This window comes from Arthrobacter sp. KNU-44 (assembly GCF_051843155.1).
Lineage (GTDB): Bacteria > Actinomycetota > Actinomycetes > Actinomycetales > Micrococcaceae > Arthrobacter.
Genome location: NZ_JBPXNG010000002.1, coordinates 3,454,395 through 3,472,337, shown reverse-complemented (window position 1 = coordinate 3,472,337; position 17,943 = coordinate 3,454,395). Strand labels below are relative to the sequence as shown.

The 17,943-nt window shown below is 61.9% G+C and carries 16 protein-coding genes; 4 read left to right on the top strand and 12 right to left on the bottom strand.

Going from position 1 to position 17,943, the window contains the following annotated elements; all coding sequences use genetic code 11:
* Positions 1-8 precede the first annotated feature (8 nt).
* The 4 genes from ACSVHC_RS17315 to ACSVHC_RS17300 form a co-directional block, all read right to left on the bottom strand.
* Positions 9-959, bottom strand: coding sequence for an ABC transporter permease (locus ACSVHC_RS17315; RefSeq protein ID WP_236812066.1), 951 nt, complete (start codon positions 957-959; stop codon positions 9-11).
* Positions 949-1,878 carry an ABC transporter permease gene (locus ACSVHC_RS17310; RefSeq protein WP_059387472.1) on the bottom strand — a complete coding sequence of 310 codons (930 nt, stop codon included), beginning with the start codon at positions 1,876-1,878 and terminating at the stop codon, positions 949-951. The genes ACSVHC_RS17315 and ACSVHC_RS17310 overlap by 11 nt, the downstream gene beginning before the upstream one ends.
* Positions 1,879-2,011: 133 nt before the next feature.
* Complete coding sequence (locus tag ACSVHC_RS17305; protein WP_437770928.1) at positions 2,012-3,694, bottom strand: peptide ABC transporter substrate-binding protein; 1,683 nt, start codon at positions 3,692-3,694, stop codon at positions 2,012-2,014.
* Between the two features lie 426 nt (positions 3,695-4,120).
* On the bottom strand, positions 4,121-5,893 hold the full coding sequence (locus ACSVHC_RS17300) for an ABC transporter ATP-binding protein (RefSeq protein WP_437774072.1): 1,773 nt from the start codon (positions 5,891-5,893) through the stop codon (positions 4,121-4,123).
* Positions 5,894-6,047: 154 nt separating this feature from the next.
* On the opposite strand from ACSVHC_RS17300, the gene ACSVHC_RS17295 reads away from it, so the two are divergent.
* Entirely contained in the window at positions 6,048-6,674 is a 627-nt protein-coding gene (locus tag ACSVHC_RS17295) for a PH domain-containing protein (RefSeq protein ID WP_437770929.1), read from the top strand.
* Positions 6,675-6,698: 24 nt separating this feature from the next.
* Here the strand turns inward: ACSVHC_RS17295 and ACSVHC_RS17290 are convergent, their stop codons facing one another.
* The 4 genes from ACSVHC_RS17290 to ACSVHC_RS17275 form a co-directional block, all read right to left on the bottom strand.
* Positions 6,699-7,793, bottom strand: a complete 1,095-nt coding sequence (locus ACSVHC_RS17290) for an ABC transporter permease (RefSeq protein WP_437770930.1) — start codon at positions 7,791-7,793, stop codon at positions 6,699-6,701.
* Positions 7,790-9,331 carry an ABC transporter permease gene (locus ACSVHC_RS17285; RefSeq protein WP_437770931.1) on the bottom strand — a complete coding sequence of 514 codons (1,542 nt, stop codon included), beginning with the start codon at positions 9,329-9,331 and terminating at the stop codon, positions 7,790-7,792. Before ACSVHC_RS17285 ends, ACSVHC_RS17290 begins: the two co-directional genes overlap by 4 nt.
* A 180-nt stretch (positions 9,332-9,511) precedes the next feature.
* On the bottom strand, positions 9,512-11,287 hold the full coding sequence (locus tag ACSVHC_RS17280; RefSeq protein ID WP_345449152.1) for an ABC transporter family substrate-binding protein: 1,776 nt from the start codon (positions 11,285-11,287) through the stop codon (positions 9,512-9,514).
* Positions 11,288-11,601: 314 nt separating this feature from the next.
* Positions 11,602-12,537, bottom strand: a complete 936-nt coding sequence (locus tag ACSVHC_RS17275) for a hypothetical protein (protein WP_437770932.1) — start codon at positions 12,535-12,537, stop codon at positions 11,602-11,604.
* Positions 12,538-12,728: 191 nt separating this feature from the next.
* Here ACSVHC_RS17275 and ACSVHC_RS17270 point away from each other — a divergent pair, with 191 nt between their 5' ends.
* Positions 12,729-12,932 (top strand): hypothetical protein, encoded by a 204-nt coding sequence (locus ACSVHC_RS17270; RefSeq protein WP_437770933.1) that lies wholly within the window; start codon positions 12,729-12,731, stop codon positions 12,930-12,932.
* A gap of 254 nt (positions 12,933-13,186) precedes the next feature.
* Here ACSVHC_RS17270 and ACSVHC_RS17265 read toward each other — a convergent pair whose 3' ends face one another.
* Together ACSVHC_RS17265 and ACSVHC_RS17260 are read right to left on the bottom strand one after the other, a co-directional pair.
* Positions 13,187-13,381: a hypothetical protein gene (locus tag ACSVHC_RS17265; protein WP_437770934.1), complete on the bottom strand. Its 195-nt coding sequence runs from the start codon at positions 13,379-13,381 to the stop codon at positions 13,187-13,189.
* 199 nt (positions 13,382-13,580) lie between these two features.
* Positions 13,581-15,347: a GNAT family N-acetyltransferase gene (locus ACSVHC_RS17260; RefSeq protein ID WP_439181159.1), complete on the bottom strand. Its 1,767-nt coding sequence runs from the start codon at positions 15,345-15,347 to the stop codon at positions 13,581-13,583.
* 84 nt (positions 15,348-15,431) lie between these two features.
* Here ACSVHC_RS17260 and ACSVHC_RS17255 point away from each other — a divergent pair, with 84 nt between their 5' ends.
* Positions 15,432-16,211, top strand: coding sequence for an alpha/beta fold hydrolase (locus tag ACSVHC_RS17255; RefSeq protein ID WP_437770936.1), 780 nt, complete (start codon positions 15,432-15,434; stop codon positions 16,209-16,211).
* Between the two features lie 13 nt (positions 16,212-16,224).
* Here ACSVHC_RS17255 and ACSVHC_RS17250 read toward each other — a convergent pair whose 3' ends face one another.
* Together ACSVHC_RS17250 and ACSVHC_RS17245 are read right to left on the bottom strand one after the other, a co-directional pair.
* Positions 16,225-16,737 carry a hypothetical protein gene (locus tag ACSVHC_RS17250; RefSeq protein ID WP_437770937.1) on the bottom strand — a complete coding sequence of 171 codons (513 nt, stop codon included), beginning with the start codon at positions 16,735-16,737 and terminating at the stop codon, positions 16,225-16,227.
* 110 nt (positions 16,738-16,847) lie between these two features.
* Positions 16,848-17,207: a type II toxin-antitoxin system RelE/ParE family toxin gene (locus tag ACSVHC_RS17245; protein ID WP_437774073.1), complete on the bottom strand. Its 360-nt coding sequence runs from the start codon at positions 17,205-17,207 to the stop codon at positions 16,848-16,850.
* 29 nt (positions 17,208-17,236) lie between these two features.
* On the opposite strand from ACSVHC_RS17245, the gene ACSVHC_RS17240 reads away from it, so the two are divergent.
* Positions 17,237-17,929, top strand: coding sequence for a histidine phosphatase family protein (locus ACSVHC_RS17240; RefSeq protein ID WP_437770938.1), 693 nt, complete (start codon positions 17,237-17,239; stop codon positions 17,927-17,929).
* Positions 17,930-17,943: the final 14 nt, after the last annotated feature.

The window sequence follows — 17,943 nt, the reverse complement described above, 5'->3', positions numbered from 1 at the left end:
TGCCTCCTTCATCGCTTGCGGCTCTTGGGATCAAGGGCGTCACGCAGCGCGTCGCCAAGCATGATGAAGCTCAGGACCGTGATGGACAGTGCTGTTGCGGGGAACATCAGCACCTCGGGGTTGGTGCGCAACGTGTCTTTCGCTGCGGAAATGTCGTTACCCCAGGACATGATGCTGCCGGGCAGCCCGATGCCAAGGAAGGACAGCGTTGCTTCCGTCACGATGAAGACGCCAAGCTCCATGGTGGCCAGGACGATGATCGGCGCAAGCGCGTTCGGAACCACGTGCCGGACCAGCGTGCCGATCTTGGAGACGCCGAGCGAGCGTGCGGCGGTGACGAAATCCGCGTTGCGGACCTCGATCACGGCACCGCGGGTGATGCGGGCCATCTGCGGCCAGCCGAGCATCACGATGACCATGACCACCGTGAACACGCTCTTGTTCTCGCGGAAGAAGGGAAGCTGGGTAACAACCAGCGCACCGAGGACCAAAGGCAACGCGAAAAAGATGTCGCCAATGCGGGCAATGATGGTGTCAACCCAGCCGCCGAAGAAGCCTGCCAGCGCACCGAGGGTGACCCCGATGATCAGGACGAAGATGACGGAGACAACGCCGACAGTCAAGGATGCCTGCGTGCCGTGGATGACGCGCGAGTAGATGTCACAGCCCTGGAAGGTGAATCCCAAGGGGTGGCCGGCAGAGGGACCCGCGAGGGAGTCGCCCAGCTGGCAGTTGTCGTTCGGTGCTGTCTGCGTGAACAGGCCAGGGAAGAACGCGACCACGAGGAGCAGCAGAATCATGAGCGCCGAGATGATGAAGAGCGGCCGACGGCGGAGCTTCCGCCAAGCATCCGCCCACAGGCTCAGGGGTGCTGCGTCGACCTTGAGGGTATCGGTCGCCAGCAGCGGTGTCTCGTCGATGGGGGCAACAAAGTGCTCGATCTGACGGTTACTTTTCATAACGGATCCTCGGGTCAAGCCAGGCGTAAAGGAGATCCACCAACAGGTTGGCGGCAACGAAGACCAGTACCAGCACGCTCACAATGGCGACGACGGTGGGGCCTTCGCTGCGGATCACTGCTTGGTAGAGCTTCTGGCCGACGCCGGGCACGTTGAAAATGCCTTCGGTGACGATCGCGCCGCCCATCAAGCCACCCAGGTTCGCGCCCAGGTAGGTGACCACGGGAATCATGGAGTTTCGCAGGATGTGGGCCAGGACCACGCGGGGGCGCGAGAGGCCTTTTGCGGTTGCGGTCCGGACGTAGTCGGCGTTCATGTTTTCAATGACCGAGGCGCGGGTCAGGCGCAGCACGTAGGCAAAGGACACGAGGCCCAGGACCGTGGCCGGAAGGATCAGGGTGCCCCAATCCGCGTTGGATCCAACGGTCGGTTTCGCCCAGCCGAGCTGTACGCCAACGACGAGCTGAAGGACGAAGCCTAGGACGAACGTCGGTACGGCAATGACCACGAGGGACGCGACCAGCACGGTGGAGTCGAAGATCTTCCCCTTGCGCAGGCCGGCAATCAGGCCGAAGGCCACACCGAAGACAGCCTGGATGGCCAGGGCCTCGACGGCGAGCATGGCTGTGACCGGGAAAACGCGGCCAAGGGTGGCGGCGATTGGCTGGCCGGTGAAGTCCACCCCGAGGTTGAACGTGAAGAGGTTCTTGAGGAACAGGCCGTACTGGACCCAGAACGGCTGGTCGAGGTTGTATTGCTGGCGCAGCGCGGCAATGACGGACTCGCTCGGCGGTCGGTCGCCGAACAGGGCGCGGATGGGGTCGCCCGGGAGGGCAAAGACCATGAAGTACACGAGCAGGGTGGTTCCCAGGAACACGGGAATGACCTGCAGCAGACGCCGGAGGATGTACTGGGTCACAGCAACGGTTCCTTAGCGCTCTTGAAAATGTGGGGATTCATTAGGGACAGCTTTCGTGCCGAATCAAGGCATGGGGGCCCGGTTTTTGGCCGGACCCCCATACGCTAACGAGCTTGGAACAAGTCCAGTAGGACTACTTTGCAGTGATGTTGTAGTACAGCAGGACGCCGTTCCAGCCGGAGTCAACGTTGCTAACGTTCTGGCTCCATACGGCCTGGCGTGCCTGGTACCACAGGGGCAGGTTCGGAAGGTCCTTGAAGAGGATTTCCTGCGCCTGGGTGAACTTCTTGTTGGCGTCGTCCGTGGACTTGGAAGCCAGGCCCTCGGTCAGCAGCTTGTCGAACTCAGGGTTGCTGTAACCCTCGTAGTTGGCGCTGGCTCCGGTCTTCAGCAGCGGGCCGAGGAAGTTGAACAGCGACGGGTAGTCTGCCTGCCAACCGGCGCGGGTGAAGCCCGGAAGGGTCTTGGCCGTGCGGAGGTTCAGGATCTCGGCGAACTTGGCGAACGGCTGGCCTTCGGCCTTGATGCCGAGGTTGTTCTTCAGGTTGTTGGCAACGGCGTCAATCCATTCCTTGTTGCCACCATCGGTGTTGTACGCGAGCTGAAGAACCTTGTCGGCGGGCCACGGGCTCATGGCGTTTGCCTTGGTCCAGAGGTCCTTGGCCTTCGCGGCGTCGAACTTCAGAACGTCGGAGCCGGTCACGTTGGCGTTGTAGCCATCGATGGACGGGGACGTGAAGTCCTTCGCAGGAATGCGGGTGCCGTTGAAGACAACCTTGGTGATCTCATCGCGGTTGATCGCCATGGAGATGGCCTGGCGGCGCAGCTGGCCGGCGGGTCCCTGGAACTCAGGCAGGTAGTTCGGGATGTTCAGGGTTGCGTTGCCGGCGTAGGCCTTGTTGAGGCTGTGGTCCGGGAAGTCCGTGGTGTAGGTCTTCAGCGCGTTCGTCGGCAGGACGTCGGTAACGTCAAGGTTGTTGGCCTGGACGTCCGTGTAAGCCGGAGCCGGGTCGGTGTAGAACTTGAAGGTCACGCCGCCGTTCTTGGCCATACGCGTGCCCTGGTAGTCCGGGTTCTTGACGAGGGCGATCTGGCTGTCGTGCTGCCAGGCACCCTTGGCGGCCATCTTGTACGGGCCGTTGCCGATCGGGTTTTCGCCGAAGGCCTTCGGGTCCTTGAGGGCGTCGGCCGGAAGCGGCATGAAGGCGGAGTAGCCGAGGCGCTGCGGCCAGTCGGCCTCCGGCTGGGCCAGCTTGACCGTGATGGTCGAGTCGTCCTTCAGCACCAGGCCGGACATGGTCTGGGCGGTCGGTGCGGGAGTCGACGTTGACTTTCCGTCCGCGCCCTTGGTCTTCGTAACGGCGCTGACTGCGTCGTAGCCTTCGATGGATTCGAAGAAGCTGCTGCTGGACTGGGCGTTCGTGCTCAGTGCGGCGAAGTTCCAAGCATCAACGAAGCTCTTGGCGGTGACTGCCTCGCCGTTGGTGAACTTGGCGCCCTTCTTGACCTTGATGGTGTAGTTCTGGCCGTCGCTCGTGTCAATGGATTCCGCGAGTGCGTTCACGGACTTGCCATGGGCGTCGTAGCTGGTCAGGCCTTCGAACAGGAGGTCGACAACGCGGCCACCGTACACCTCGTTGGTGTTGGAAGGGATCAGGGGGTGCTGGGGTTCATTGCTGTATGCGGTGATGATTTTGTTCGGATCGCCGGCAGCGGTCGGGCCACTGCTTCCGGAGCCAGAGCTGCCGCATCCGGTGAGGGCAAGTGCGGCGACTGCCAGCAAGCCAAGAGCTTTGGAAGTGCGCGAAAAACGCATTCCGCCTCCTATGGATTCAGGGGGATGGGTCGGGGCAACTCATAGCTGCCCCCGGGGCCGGACACAGAATTATCCTGTGACGCGGCCTACATGGATGTGTAATCCTAACCACACCTTGTCCGAAATATGGAATCCCATTGGCATGAACAGTGAAGTGTGCACTTGACAGTTTCAGTAATGAAGCAGTCATTTCAAGTAAATGAAGCAGTCATTTCACGCAATAGGTGTTCCCTTGCTAAACTCGACATGCCTGTCCCTTATCTTTCCCCGGAATGTAGGGCTATTTCTGGCACCCAAAGAGGTACAACAGACACACCCGGCGCCTCAAACAACCACGAAAACAACCACGAAAAAGAGCCCCTGCCGGCCAATGGCCACAGGGACTCTTTTGCGGTTGCGGCAGCAGCCGCGAACTGCTCCGGGTTGCTACTCGATCCCGGCGGCCATGAGCTGGGCGCGCAGTTCCCGACGCTCACGCTGCTTCTCAGGGTCCGGAAGCGGCACCGCTGCCAGCAGCCTCTGCGTGTACGGCTCCTGCGGATTGCGAAGGATCTGCTCCCGGGTGCCCTGTTCCACGATCCGGCCCCGCTGCATCACGCAGATCCGGTCTGCGAGCACATCAACCACGGCAAGGTCGTGCGTGACGAACAGGCACGCGAATCCCAGCTCCCTCTGCAGGTTCTGGAAAAGTTCCAGGACCTTTGCCTGCACCGAAACGTCGAGCGCCGACGTCGGCTCATCCGCAACCATGAGCTTGGGCTGAAGGGACAGCGCCCGGGCAATGCCGACGCGCTGCTTCTGGCCACCTGACAATTCATGCGGATATCGGTTGCGGTAGCCACGCGGCAGTTCCACCTGGTCCAGGAGAGTCTCAATCCGTTTCTGCAGATCGACGCCCTTGGCGACCCCGGCGAGATACATCGGTTCGCCGATGCTTTCGCCGATGGGCAGCCGCGGGTTCAACGACGACGACGGATCCTGGAACACCATGCCGATGTCCCGCCGCACTTCGTGCAGTTGCTTTCCGTTCCGCTTCGCGGCGGAAATGTCCTGCCCCACCACACGCATGCTGCCCGCGGCTACAGGCAAGAGCCCGACGGCGGCGCGTCCAATGGTCGTTTTGCCCGACCCGGACTCGCCGACAAGGCCTACCACCTGGCCGGGGTAGATCACGAGGTTGGCCCCCTCGACGGCTCGGAACGCGGGAACCCGGCCCTGTTTGGGGTACTCGATGGCCACGTCGATCAGTTCAAGCACGGGCTCGCCCTTGGGCTTGGCTGCTTCTTCCGCCGCTGCCTTCAAAGCAGCCTGGTTCTCGAGTTCCCGGCGGACCAGCTCATCGTGGTCGACCGATTCCAGCTCAGCGTGGGTAGCGGCAGCCAATGCCGCGGTGACGTCGACGTCGGCGCTGTCAGCACCCTGTCCCAAGTGGGGAACAGCAGCGAGAAGAGCTTGCGTGTATTCGTGCTGCGGGTTACTGAAGATCTGCTGGGCAGTGCCGCTCTCCACGATGACGCCCTGGCGCATTACGGCAATTCGATCGGCGAGGTCGGCCACAACGCCCATGTCGTGTGTGATGAGGACGATAGCGCTGTCCAGTTTGTTGCGCAGGTTCCGCATCAGATCCAGGATTTCAGCCTGGACAGTCACATCCAAGGCAGTGGTGGGTTCGTCTGCGATTAGTAGTTTGGGATCGCAGGACAACGACTGCGCGATCATGGCTCGCTGCCGCTGGCCGCCGGAGAGCTGGTGCGGATACGATTTGAAGGCCTTCTCCGGGTCCGGCAGCTCCACCAGCTCGAGCATGCGCAAGGCCCGCTGCCTCGCTTCATCGGGGGAGATCGAGTTGTGCAGCCTGATCGTCTCCACTATCTGTGTACCCACGGTGTAAACGGGGTTGAGCGCGGTCATGGGCTCCTGGAAGATGACCGCAACATCCTTGCCCCGGACTTCCCGGATGTTGCCTGACTTCTCACCTAGCAGCTCCTTGCCCGAGAGCTTGACGCTCCCCCGGACACGGCTGTTGCTGGGCAGCAAGCCGAGCAGTGCCATGGAGCTTGCGCTCTTGCCGGAACCGGACTCACCGACGATCGCGAGGACCTCGCCGGCCCTGACCTCGTAGTTCAGTCCAATGGCGGCAGGGACCCATTTCTTGTCCACACCGAAGTCGACGCTGAGATCGCGTACTTCCAGGACCATGGCCCCGCGCGTGCTCTTATCCGACTCGGTCTCGAGGTGGGTGGCCTCCGGTTCGGGGCTGGCGTTGTCAGTCATGTTGGGTCTTCCCTTCCGACCGGGCCACCCTCCAAGGGGTGATTAGTGAAGTGGCCCGGAATCCTGAATTATTAGGGGCATGAGCAGAGCGCCGTATGCCGGAAATGTCGAAATTTTCAAGGCCCGCACCAGCAAGATATTCGCTTGGATCTGCTGGGCAGTTGCCGTTTTCGGAGTGGTCGTTACGCTCGTGGCAGCCGGACCGCGAGCCCTTCCCGGAGCCACTCCCCTGCTCTTCGTGGCGTTTCTTGGCTGGTTGCTCTTCTGGCGCCCGGTTGTGGTGGTCCGCGATTCCGGCGTCGCGCTGGAGAATCCCTTCCGGACCATCGATGTTCCGTGGGATGCCCTCGTGCAGGTTGATACCCGCTACGCCCTCACGCTGGTGACACCCCGCAAGAAGTATCCGGCGTGGGCTGCTCCCGCGCCGGGAATCTGGGGTGGGCGCAATGCCCGCCCAGAGCACCTCAAAGGACTCCCGGGCACCACCTACGGCCCCAACAGCTCGGTTCGCCCCGGAGATCTCAAGAACACCGATTCCGGCGCCGCGGCGATCCTCGTGCGCACCCGTTGGCAGGACCTCGTAGAGGCCGGGCGTGTGGAACCCGGCCGGGCTGAAGACGCTTCGGTGACCGTTGCCATCGGATGGTTCCGGATAGCAGCCACGGCAGTCCTGGCCGCGGCCAGTTACTGGGCGGTCTTCCTTTAGGAGGTTTCCCTGGACGGGTAGCACTCAGCTGCCTTTCGAGGCGTCGGCAAGCGGCGCCGTCGTGCTCGAGTGGCGCGTGGTTTCGACGGCGGTCTTGGCTTTGAACTTCTTCTGCCGCGGATCGAAGGCGTCCCGCAGGCCGTCTCCGATGAAGTTGATGCTCAAGCAGATGAGGATGATGAATAGGCCTGGGAACCAGAACAGCCACGGCCTCGTGGCAAACGCTTCTTGGTTCTGGGCAACCAGCAGGCCGAGCGAGGTGTCGGGAGCCTTCACGCCGAGGCCCAGGTAACTGAGGGCCGTCTCGAGCAGGATCGCCGCGGACATGGTCAGCGTCACGTTGACGATCAGCACACCGACGGCGTTGGGGAGGATGTGCTTGAAGATGATCCTTGCGTTGGACGCTCCGGAGATCCTGGCTGCGTCTACGAACTCCCGTTCGCGCAGGGTCAGGAATTCACCGCGGACCAGGCGGGCGAGGCCCACCCAGCTCACAAAGCCGAGAAAGATGCCGAGGACGACGACGCCGTTGTTGGCGGCAAATCCGGTCAGCCAGCTTCCCTCATCCCTGCGGTTGGCTATCTGGCCAACAACGGCCGCGAGGAGCAGCAACGGAATGATGATGATGACATCGGTGAGACGCATGAGGATGGCTTCGACCCAGCCGCGGAAATAGCCGGCGAGTCCCCCGACGATTGCGCCGACCGCGCCGGCGATGCCGCCGATCAGGACCATGACCGTAATGGACTGTTGCGCACCGCGCATGGTCATGGCAAACAGATCGCGTCCAATTCGGTCCTGGCCAAAGGGGTGTTCTCCCCAAGCGAGTGGCCAAAACGAGGAGGTGGGGACGCCGTCATTGACCAAAGGCGAAACATCCACATGGTTGTACTTCCACCATCCGGGAATCCCGAATGCGCCCACCGAGGTGAAAGCAAGCAGGAAGATCACTGCAAAAACCGCGAGCCCGATCAGGGCGCCGGTGTGGCCGAAAAACCGCTTGCGGACAATCTGGCCCTGGCTCAGGCCGCTGGTAACTTCGCTGCTTGCGTGGGTGGCTGCAGCTTCGGCAAGCGCCTGTTGCGCGAGGAGTTCTTCCTCTTGGGTTGGCTGGCTCATGCTTTGATCCTTACGCGTGGGTCGAGCGCGGAGTACGCGAGGTCCGCTATCAGGTTGAAGACCATGGCGGTGATTGCAACACAAAGGAACACGCCCATCACCGGGTTCGGGTCAGTGTGCAGCAATCCGTCGATGAACAGGAATCCCATGCCCCGAACGGAGAAGACCGTTTCCGTGATCACGGCACCACCGATCAACGCGCCGATGTCAAAGGCGACGATCGTTGCAATCGGGATCAAGGCGTTCCGGAAGGCGTGGCCCATGATCACGGAACGTTCGCTCAGGCCCTTTGCCCGCGCAGTCCGGATGTAGTCCATGTTCATGATTTCGAGCATCGACGAGCGTGTGAACCGGGTGTAGCTGGCCAACGACACAAGGATGAGGGCAATCGTCGGCAAGATGAGGTGGGTCAAGGTGTCTGTCGACATGATCCAGAAATCGCCCTGGATGTTCGGGGTTCCGGCCCCGATTGTGGCGATCGGACGCCCGCGCACCCGGCTGTTGTTGAAGTAGGACGGCCAAGCCTGCATGAATTTGTCCACGACCACCAGGAACCCGACCAGGAAGGCGGTCAGTCCTGCCGCGCGCATGGACTGGCCGCGGTCGTAACCGCCCATAAAGTACCCCACCGCGACGCCAACCAAGATGGTGGCGATTGCCAGGAGGAAGATCATGAGCCCGGTCGCGTCATTGAGCAGCGGTTGCACAGCGAAGTAGGCAACCACGCCGATGCCCACCACGATCAGGCTCGATTGGAGGGCCTTGCGGTTTTTGAGTCCGGAAACCAATATCGTGATTCCGAAGGCGATTCCCACACCCATGATGGCGATGATGACCGGCCCCAGGCCCGGATTGCGGAACCATTGGGTCAGCGAGAAGTAGAAGAGAATAAGCGAAACGGCCGCAAAGACCGAGCCTCCGACGATCAGTCGACGCTTCACCGCACCGCCGACGACGACGGCCCCGATGACGCCCAGGACGGCCCCGATTCCAAGAGCCACGACCGGCGGTATTTCCGGATTTCGCAGGAAGTCATTAAAGCCGATGGCACCGAATTCCTTCAGGAGAACGGCTACCCAGAAGATCGGCAAGGAGAAGAACAGGAACGCCATGAAGGTTACGCCGTAGTCCAACGCGCTGTACTGGCGGAGTGCCGTCACGATGCCGAGCGAAATGCCAATGAGGATCGCAAGAATTGTCGCACCGGTAACGAGCGTCAGGGTTTGGACCAGCGCGAAGCCGAGCGCCTCCGTGATTGGCTGCCCAGCGATGTTCTTACCGAGATTGCACGCATTGCCGAAGGGAACCAGACACTGGGCGGCGCCCCCCAACCACTTGAAATAGCGCAGCGGCGCCGGCGTGTCGAGATCTAGCAGATTGATTCGCGCATCCATCAGTGCTTGCCGGTTCGGCGCGCTGCTGGTGCGGAGCTCTTCCAAGGGGTCTCCGGACAACGCCGTCAGGAGATACACCAGGAAGGATGCTCCAAGGAGTATGAATGCGGCGGTTACGAGCCGCCGGACGATATAGGTCACCATGGTGAAGAACCTCGAAATCCAGGCCCGGGGTCTCCGGCGCCTATCGCAGAATCGTGCCCCTTCCCTGCTTGAGGTCGGTGGGGAAGCAGACAATGTGCCGGTTCGCCAACCCGAAGGCGCCGGGACCATGTTACGTCGGTCCCGGCGCCTCGGCTGGCGATATTGCGCGCTAGTTGGGCCTTACTTCTGAGCCCACTCCCAGAAGTTCCACCAAACGCCAGTCTGGTTCGGCATGAGTTTCACACCGGTGATGCGGTCGCTGTAGGCGTCCACGTTCACGGACTGGAAGAGCGGCACACCGTAAGAGCTGTCCCAGATCTTCTTGTCGATCTGCTTCTGCAGATCGTCCTGCTTGCTGCGGTCGGTGGTGACCACGAGCTCTTCCATCAACTTGTCAGCGTCAGTGTTGCTGAACTGGTTGAAGTTGTTGCCACCAGCGGTCTTGAAGATCTGCGGAACGCCGGAGACACCGACGCCCGGGTTGATCCAACCGAAGATGGTGGCATCGTAGCCGCCCTTGCCCAAGGCCTTGCCCCAGTCGGACTTGCCCAGGCCGCCGTCGACGATCTTGAAGCCCGCCTTGGTGGCGGATTCGCGGATCAGCGAGAAAGCGTCAACACGGTTGGGGTTGTCCTTGTTGTACATGATGCGGATTTCCGGAGTAGCGCCGTTCAGGAGCTTCTTGGCGCCATCAATGTCCACGTCCTGGAAGGCCGAGGAGCCATTGTTCTTGGCGGAATCAGCGTACGCAGCCTGCTGGGGAACGAAGATCTGCGAGTCCAGCGGCTTTGCGTTCGGATCAAGCTTGCCGATGATCTTGCTGACAATGTCCTTGCGGGGCACAGTCTTCATGAAGGCGGTACGTACGTTCTGGTCGGCCAGCGGACCCGAGAAGTTCAGGTCCAAGTGGTCGAAGGCCAACTGGTTACCCTGATCAACAGTGACGCCCTGGCTGGAGAGTGCCTTCAACTGTTCGAGAGTGTCCGCGGAAGCCTGCGGGGCAATGATGTCCGCCTCGCCGTTCTTGAGGGCCTGCACCTGGGCCGGTGCCGAACCGATGTACCGGACGGTGATTTCGTCAAGGTTTGGAGTCGGTCCCCAGTTGTAGTCCTTGTTGCGGACCATCGTGAGGGACTGGTCCTGGTTCATGCTCTTGACGATGTAAGGACCGTTTGAGAGGAACAGGGTCGGGTCAGCGGGAAGCGTCTTCGTGTCGAAGCCGGTGTTCCACATGTCCGACATTGCCTTCAGCTTCGCGTCGGCGGGAAGCGGTGCCTTGGAGTCGCCGCGCGGCTTGCTCTTGAAGAAGTCAATCAAGGCCTGAGTGTCCTTCAGGCCGGCCTTCTGCGCGAGGACGTGGGCCGGAACGTCAATGCCGGGACCACCAAGCACGATCTCCCAGTCAGCGAACGGCTTGGAGTACTTGAGCGTGAGGGTCTTGTTGTTGTTGCTGATCTCCGGGAAGTCCGTCAGGCTGAGGCCCGTGTTATCACCAGCGTAGGAGAAATAGGACGTACCCGTCTTTGCCTTGGGGTCGGCGTCGTCGTAGTAACCGGAGAAGGCCGCCCACTGCAGGAGGAGGTCAGCTGCCGAGACCGGGGTGCCGTCAGACCACTTCACACCATCGTTGATGGTGTACTTGACGGTCAGGGGGTTGTCCGAGACCTTCTCCATCTTGCCGAACTTGTCGTTGTGAACGACGTTCAGCTTGTTGTCGATGTAGTAGAAGCCCGAGTGCGTTGCGTAGCTGACCTTGGAGTTAATGTCAGTGTTGCCGTCGGCTGTGTTGGGGTTGAACGTGTTGAAAGCGTTGACCTCGACCACAGTGGCCGTGCCACCCGTCTTGGCTGCTCCGGTGGACGGGGTATTGCCACCGGAATTGCCGGCACAGGCGCTCAGTGCGATCGCGGCGATTGCCGCAATTCCCACTGCTTTGGAAGTACGTCCGAAACGCATTCCGCCTCCTATTTTTTTGAGTGGAAAAAGCCGGCGCTGTTGACTCCGGCAGACTGCCACAACCCCCTCAGCAGGCTTGTGGCTCGTCTCACATGAGCAGTAGCCTAGCGCCCGGAACGGATGTTTGGGTCTAAAGTTTCCCGTCGGTAAAGTTTGTTATCGAGATGCAATCATTGAAGGACGTCCAAGTGGTTCCGCGATTCACGGCGACATGACAAGAGCCCCGATTCACGGCGAATCGGGGCTCTTGTCAGTTAATTCCCCATCACTGAAGCGTGTTTGGCGCGAGCTCTGGCCCGGGGCCGCCTGCTGCGCTAGCCGATCCAGGTCCCTCGGGTTGAGGACCAATAAACGGTCCCATGGTCAAAAGATTGGGCCCAGACTCCGAATCCGGAATAATATTCGCCCGTTCGAGGCAGTCCCAACCGTCCGTTAGGCCCGCCGTTGTTCCACCATGCAGAGCCGATGCCACCGTCAACACCGAACGAGTTGCCCACCGCACCGTTCCACACGACGGTGCCGGCCTCGAAGAGCTGGTAGGTGCCACCGGGTGCCCAGATTTCTTCGGTCCGCGGATATCCATACTGGTAGACGCCACCCATGGCGTCCCAGCGTCCGAGGATGCCACCGCGCACTGAATGTGTTCCTGTTCCGGCAGACCAGTAGTAGTACCCCCGCTGGAACTTCTGGCTCGCGCCGTTGCGGTATGCGTAGCCTTCTGCTTCCAGGGGATAGCCGAGGGCTGACGATGGACCGCCCGCATTCCACCATGAACCGGCGATGCCACCGCGGACCGGGTGGGCGCCCGACCATGGCGACCAAAGGATCCAGCCACTGGTGAAGTCCTGGACGCGGCCACCAGGAACGTCGTGCTCCTCGGTCTTCGGCAGGCCTACGTGCGCAAAGTAGGCGCCTCCATCCCCGTTCCACTCCTGGTAAATGGCTCCCCGCACGCCGTACGTCCCGAACCGCGGGCTCCAGACGATCGTGCCCTGCTCGAAGTCCTGGGCGCTCCAGCCGCTTCCGTCCCAGGCGCCGTACTCGGAATTTGTCGGCTGACCGTACCAGTACCAGCCCGAGTTCGTGTTCCAGTAGTCCCCAATGGCGCCGCTCGGGCCGTAGATAGATGCGGCAACCTGGGCATTCCGTGACGCTTCGACGGATTGCGGAGGCGCTGCCTGCGCTTCCGTCCCGACGAGCGCCAGCGCTAACGTGACTGCCGCAGCGATTAATGTCGATTTCAGCTTCATGAAGTTGTCCCCCTATTTGATTTTTCGGATCATTCCGGCCGGCTCGAGCTTCGTCGCGCAGCCTGCAAAATGGCGGCACGATTGCTCGCGTCAAGCCATTCTTGGAGAACCATATTCCAAAGTTGCCCTGGTGGCCCGGTTTGACCCGCCACGGGGTATCCACACATCAGCTTGGGGTCTACGTTGGGTTTATGGGCGAAAAATTCACGTATGAGGGCGGTCCCCGCGACAAAGAACGCAGCGAGGGCGAGGTATCGGACTTCCCGGAGATTCACCCCGGCGGAGAGTACCAATGGTCTGGTTTGGCGCACGGCCAACCGCCAACCGACGAACCTGCTATTGAGTCCGACGACGGCGAGCCCGCGACCGTCGTCTGGTACCCGAAAACCGACTAACCCGGTTAGTCTCGCTTTCCCCCGCACGCAGGCTTAGTCTTTCATCAATTCACTGGTCTATTTGGGGGAATCATGGTCTCAACCCGCTTCATTCGGCGTGCCTTTATCGGGGTAGCCGTCGGCTTGGCGCTTGCCGCGTGCGGCGCACCGGCCTCAGAAGTACGAAACTTACCAAGCCAAACAGCGGTGATTACGTCCACCGCGTCGCCAAGCTTCAGCGCCAGTCCGACTTTTTCTTCGCCGTCGCCTTCTGCTCAGGCCCCCACGACGGCGGCCGCTGCTCCGCCGTCGGCGGCGCCGGTCGCCGTCGTACCAGCTCCCGCCGCACCAGCCCCGGCGGCACCGGCACCCGCAGTACAGGCGCCGGAGCCGGTTGTACCAGCCGCACCAGCGGACCCTGTCCCCGCTGCCCCGCAACCCCCAGCGCCGACCACCATCCAAGGAATCATCCCTGGAGCCTTTTGCCCGAATGCCGACGTCGGCATGCAAGGGGTTGCCGCAAACGGCCGGACTTACGTCTGCGGAGGCAAAGGCGCCGACAAAAACGGCCACTATCACTGGAATGTCTAAAGACGCTGCCGTCAGTCGTAGGGCTGGACCCATGCCTACTCGAAACTCACCGACGAGGCGGAGGCGCCGAGAAGGTGCCTACAGGCGCCGTTTCAGCCCTACGTGGGCGGTCCGATATCCGAGGCGTGTGTAGAAAGCGCGAGCCCGTTCCCGTGCTTCGTCGGTGGTTACCTGTGCCAGTTGCGCGCCACGCGCACGCCCAAAATCGTGTGCCCACTCAAGCATCGCGGTGCCCAATCCATGTGAACGCTCGGCGGCCGCAACTCGCAGCCCCTCGATCTGAAGCCGGGAAGAACCACCCCGGGAAAGACCTGGAATGACGGTCAATTGCATCGTGGCAACGATGCAATCGGAATCATCGCGGACAACCCCCAGATAGTTGGAGTTGTCGCGAACAACCAGGTTATAGGCCGCTTCGTATCGTTCGAGCTCGACGCACTCACGATCGGGACCGAACTGATCATCCGACAGCAGGGTGGCGATGGCCTCAACATCATCGCGACTCGCCCGTTCCAGCCTGAAGGTCCGGCCCGCCACACGCAGCAGTCCTCGAACCGAGGATCGCGCATCTGCCTGCAACCGAGCGACCAGCAGATCAAGCCATCCGCCGACGTTGGCTCGAGCCTCAACAGTGTCGGGATAACGGCATCTCAAGTGCAGACCGGACTCGTCCAGGATGAACCAAAGCATCACGCCGTCGGTGTCGATTGTCGCGCTCACATACTGGGCGTCGAGTCCCACGGAGTCGATTCGCACCGGTAGTCTGCGCAGGTCCAGCCAGGAGATCGCAAACATACCAGGAGCTACGGGCATGCCGCCCCATGGAGCCAGCACGTCCGCGAGCGGCCACGAGCCAAGCTGCACAGCCTCTTTTACCGCCGCAGCTGCGGCGCGCGGCTCGGCGACCCCGGACTCAAGTACCGAGTTGGTAATGAACCAGCCGACTGAGTCATGCCAGTTATCGTCGAAGCGGCTGTGCACGGGAAAAACGGCTCGCAGCGGGGTTCCCGCCAACTCGCGGGTCACCGCTGTCATCGCAACGACAGCGAGCGCTAGCGTCGAGACACCGTCGTTGCGGGCCTGTGCGGCAAAGGCGGCACCGTCGTCGAGATCGAACACATCGCGGACCTCTACCCGCTCGCGCTGCGGATCGGACGCACCCAGGGGCAGGGGGAATTGCGGCATGACGCCGCCGCTGTCCCCGATGATGTCTTCCCATCGGTGACGCACGTGGTCCGGCGCGGTATTCCGATCCAGCAGTGCTTGGGTGTGTTCGACAAAAGCCGGCACTTGCCCGGGCAATGGTTCACGGCCTGCGCTCCCAGCATCGAGCGCCGACAGCAGGTCCCGCGCGATCACCAGCATCGACCACATATCGACGTGGGCGTGGTCGGCTGCAATCACAACCGTGAGTCCAGCAGCAGTCTCCAATACGCACAGCCGGTGTGACGGCTGTTGGTATGGCGAACATGCGGCATCGAGAATGTCCCGCACCGCGTCATTGACCGCCTGGCCAGGAGACACCTGATGCTCCACCCAGGTTCCAGGAGCAATATCAATTTCGTGAAGCTCCGGATCACCATCCACACCGGGCACGAAGGCGGTTCGCAGTGTGCCGTGACGGGCGATGACAGCCAGCCAGGCTTCGGCAATTGACTCACGACGAGTTGGCCTAGGCAGCCGAAAGGACATCGCCATCCAGGAGCCGGGCCGGGAGCCCGCTCCCACATGGAGCCGCTGGGCAAAGGACACTGGAAGACGTCGGTCGAGCGCCGACACACTGACGTCGTAGCCCCAAAGTCGTCCGAATGGTAGGCGCAGGTGCGTGACGTTGGTCAGCCGCATGGCAGTATCCTATCGCCCCAGATAGCCTGAATGTTCAACGCGACTGCTCGACAGGACGCGGTCAGTCACGAAACGAGGAGCCTGATGCCCACTTTCGAGGTTCCCGGAGCCGAGCTTGCGGTTGCGTTGAGCGACGAAGGCGGACACCCGGTTGTCCAACTGCATGGCCTCACCTCAAGCCGGGCGCACGACCGGGTACTCAATCTCGACCTCGGACGAGGGCTTAGCGGAACTCGACTGCTGCGGTATGACGCACGTGGCCATGGCAGGTCGACCGGGCGGAAGGTCCCAGCGGATTATCAATGGCAAAACCTCGCCGACGACCTCCTGCGACTGCTCGACCACTGGTTTCCGGGCGAACGCGTCCACGGAGTCGGTCCCTCCATGGGTACAGGCACACTTTTGCACGCCGCTTCCCGCGAGCCAGACCGGTTTACCGGGCTCACGCTCATGGTGCCACCCACCGCGTGGGAAACCCGAGCTGCACAGGCTGCAAACTACCGGGTTGCTGCGGCGCTTATCGAATCCGTTGGTGTCGAGGCGTTCCTCGCCAGCACCCGCGGAGCACCTCCGCCGCCGGCGACCATTGGTGCGCCGGAGACGGTGCCCGACGTCGACGACACGCTATTGCCTTCAGTGTTTCGAGGCGCGGCACTCAGCGATCTTCCTGCCCCTGGGGTCGTCGCGCGAATCGACGTACCGACGACAATCCTGGCGTGGGTCGATGATCCGGGCCACCCGCTGTCAACGGCGGAATCCCTTGCCGCACTGCTCCCCCAAGCAACACTGACGGTGGCCCGCACCCCGGGAGATGTCGAAACTTGGCCCAATATTCTGAGCCAGGATGTCGCCGGTTGGGGTTAGGACGGGATGATCGTTACCCGATCAGGTAGACCATGCCACGCCCCTCCTCGGCAAGATTGGTGGCGAAGACCCGAGCCCGGCGAAGATAGCCAACGGCATACTCGACGTCAAGGTCCCGATCGACACATGGCGAATCCGGCAACCGCAGCCTCACCTCCGCATCAGGGATATCGTCCAGGTCCTGGGCAATCGCCAAAACCTCGGACGGAGTCAAGGCCCTTACCCACGGATCCCAACCTTCGCCATGCATGGTCACGTTGCCTTCAAACATACGAAAAGCGGGTCGCGCCGCCATGGCGGCCCCCAATGGGGCCGTGAGAACCTGCAGATGCCGCCATGCCTTGTCCAGATAGAGCATGTCGCGCTCAGATATCAATTGCTCGAAGGTGGTACCACTGGTCCCGACACCAGGGTCAAGGCCCCAAGCATCAGCAAGCGGATCGACCGACACGAAGGTCATCGGGTCGGAAAGCACCTGTTCAGTGAGGTCGCCGTCGAATGCATATGCGTAATATCTGATTCCCATTCACCAAGTATTGCCAAATGCAAGCTGCGCAGGACGGGTGAGTTGCGTTATGTGGATAACTCGCGAGATGAACTGTACCGGCATGTCGATGACCAGCCGCACCGATTTGTTCACGCGACCTTGAGAGGCGTCATGGCCGCGATCTGCCCAGCCGCACGATCTTCGGCAACGTCGAGATCGTAATGCGTCTGCAGGTTGAGGCAGAACTGAGCCGACGTTCCAAAATACTTGCCGAGACGTAGTGCCGCGTCGGGTCCAGCGTCTGTCCACCTGAAGCAGATCCGCCACTGGTCGTTGATCCTGATGCTGTATTGACCGGCCCGGTCACCTTTCAGTGCTTCGAGCCGGTTCCCGGCGGAACGCGGAGATCGCCACGACGTTGGGCTGCGCGCAGGATCCGGAGGAGGAGCGGTTCGCTGTGGACCGTCCGAGCCCCCGATTCCCCGCCGGCTGAAAAATATCGGCTCCACCGCAGCGAGCGGGTGGTTAGGCTGGGTGGATGGCAACAGTTATCCTCGTGCGGCACGGCCGGACCACAGCCAATGCTACTGGGCTGCTAGCCGGGCGGGCGGTCGGCGTCAGCCTGGACCAGATCGGGCGCGATCAGGCGGCTCTGACCGGAGACCGGCTCGCGGCCGTGCCCTTGGTCGCGGTGGTGTCGAGCCCTCTTGAGCGTTGTCAGCAGACCGCCCAGCTCATCATCGATCGCCAGGCTGGCACGCCGTACGCGCCGGTCGATCCCGATCTCACCGAGTGCGATTACGGCCAGTGGCAGGGCCGCACGCTCAGTGATCTCGCGACCGAGGAACTGTGGCCGGTTGTGCAGTCCCAACCGTCCGCCGTCGTCTTTCCCGGCGGTGAATCCATGGCCGCGATGCAGGCTCGGTCGGTTGCAACGGTTCGACGCCACGATGCAGCCTTCGAGGCCGAGTACGGGCAAGGAGCCGTGTGGGTGGCGGTGAGTCACGGTGACATCATCAAGTCAATACTCGCCGACGCGCTGGGCATGCACCTTGACCTGTTCCAGCGTATTACCGTGGGGCCCGGCTCCGTATCGATCGTGCGCTACGGCGCTAGTCGGCCGAGCGTCTACGCGACCAACACCGACGCGGGTGATCTGTCGTGGCTGTCGAACGGCATCCATGCTGGCGATGCGCCGGTGGGCGGCGGTGCAGGGCAACCGGCGCCGTGAACCTCATGTGCCTA

Bases quoted from the DNA above. Each gene is read 5' to 3' on its own strand.
- ACSVHC_RS17255 (WP_437770936.1), top strand. From the start codon at position 15,432: ATGCCCACTTTCGAGGTTCCCGGAGCCGAGCTTGCGGTTGCGTTGAGC.
- ACSVHC_RS17315 (WP_236812066.1), bottom strand. From the start codon at position 959: ATGAAAAGTAACCGTCAGATCGAGCACTTTGTTGCCCCCATCGACGAG.
- ACSVHC_RS17295 (WP_437770929.1), top strand. From the start codon at position 6,048: ATGAGCAGAGCGCCGTATGCCGGAAATGTCGAAATTTTCAAGGCCCGC.
- ACSVHC_RS17305 (WP_437770928.1), bottom strand. From the start codon at position 3,694: ATGCGTTTTTCGCGCACTTCCAAAGCTCTTGGCTTGCTGGCAGTCGCC.
- ACSVHC_RS17270 (WP_437770933.1), top strand. From the start codon at position 12,729: ATGGGCGAAAAATTCACGTATGAGGGCGGTCCCCGCGACAAAGAACGC.
- ACSVHC_RS17300 (WP_437774072.1), bottom strand. From the start codon at position 5,893: ATGGTCCTGGAAGTACGCGATCTCAGCGTCGACTTCGGTGTGGACAAG.
- ACSVHC_RS17240 (WP_437770938.1), top strand. From the start codon at position 17,237: ATGGCAACAGTTATCCTCGTGCGGCACGGCCGGACCACAGCCAATGCT.
- ACSVHC_RS17290 (WP_437770930.1), bottom strand. From the start codon at position 7,793: ATGAGCCAGCCAACCCAAGAGGAAGAACTCCTCGCGCAACAGGCGCTT.
- ACSVHC_RS17265 (WP_437770934.1), bottom strand. From the start codon at position 13,381: ATGATTCCTTGGATGGTGGTCGGCGCTGGGGGTTGCGGGGCAGCGGGG.
- ACSVHC_RS17260 (WP_439181159.1), bottom strand. From the start codon at position 15,347: ATGCGGCTGACCAACGTCACGCACCTGCGCCTACCATTCGGACGACTT.
- ACSVHC_RS17285 (WP_437770931.1), bottom strand. From the start codon at position 9,331: ATGGTGACCTATATCGTCCGGCGGCTCGTAACCGCCGCATTCATACTC.
- ACSVHC_RS17280 (WP_345449152.1), bottom strand. From the start codon at position 11,287: ATGCGTTTCGGACGTACTTCCAAAGCAGTGGGAATTGCGGCAATCGCC.
- ACSVHC_RS17250 (WP_437770937.1), bottom strand. From the start codon at position 16,737: ATGGGAATCAGATATTACGCATATGCATTCGACGGCGACCTCACTGAA.
- ACSVHC_RS17275 (WP_437770932.1), bottom strand. From the start codon at position 12,537: ATGAAGCTGAAATCGACATTAATCGCTGCGGCAGTCACGTTAGCGCTG.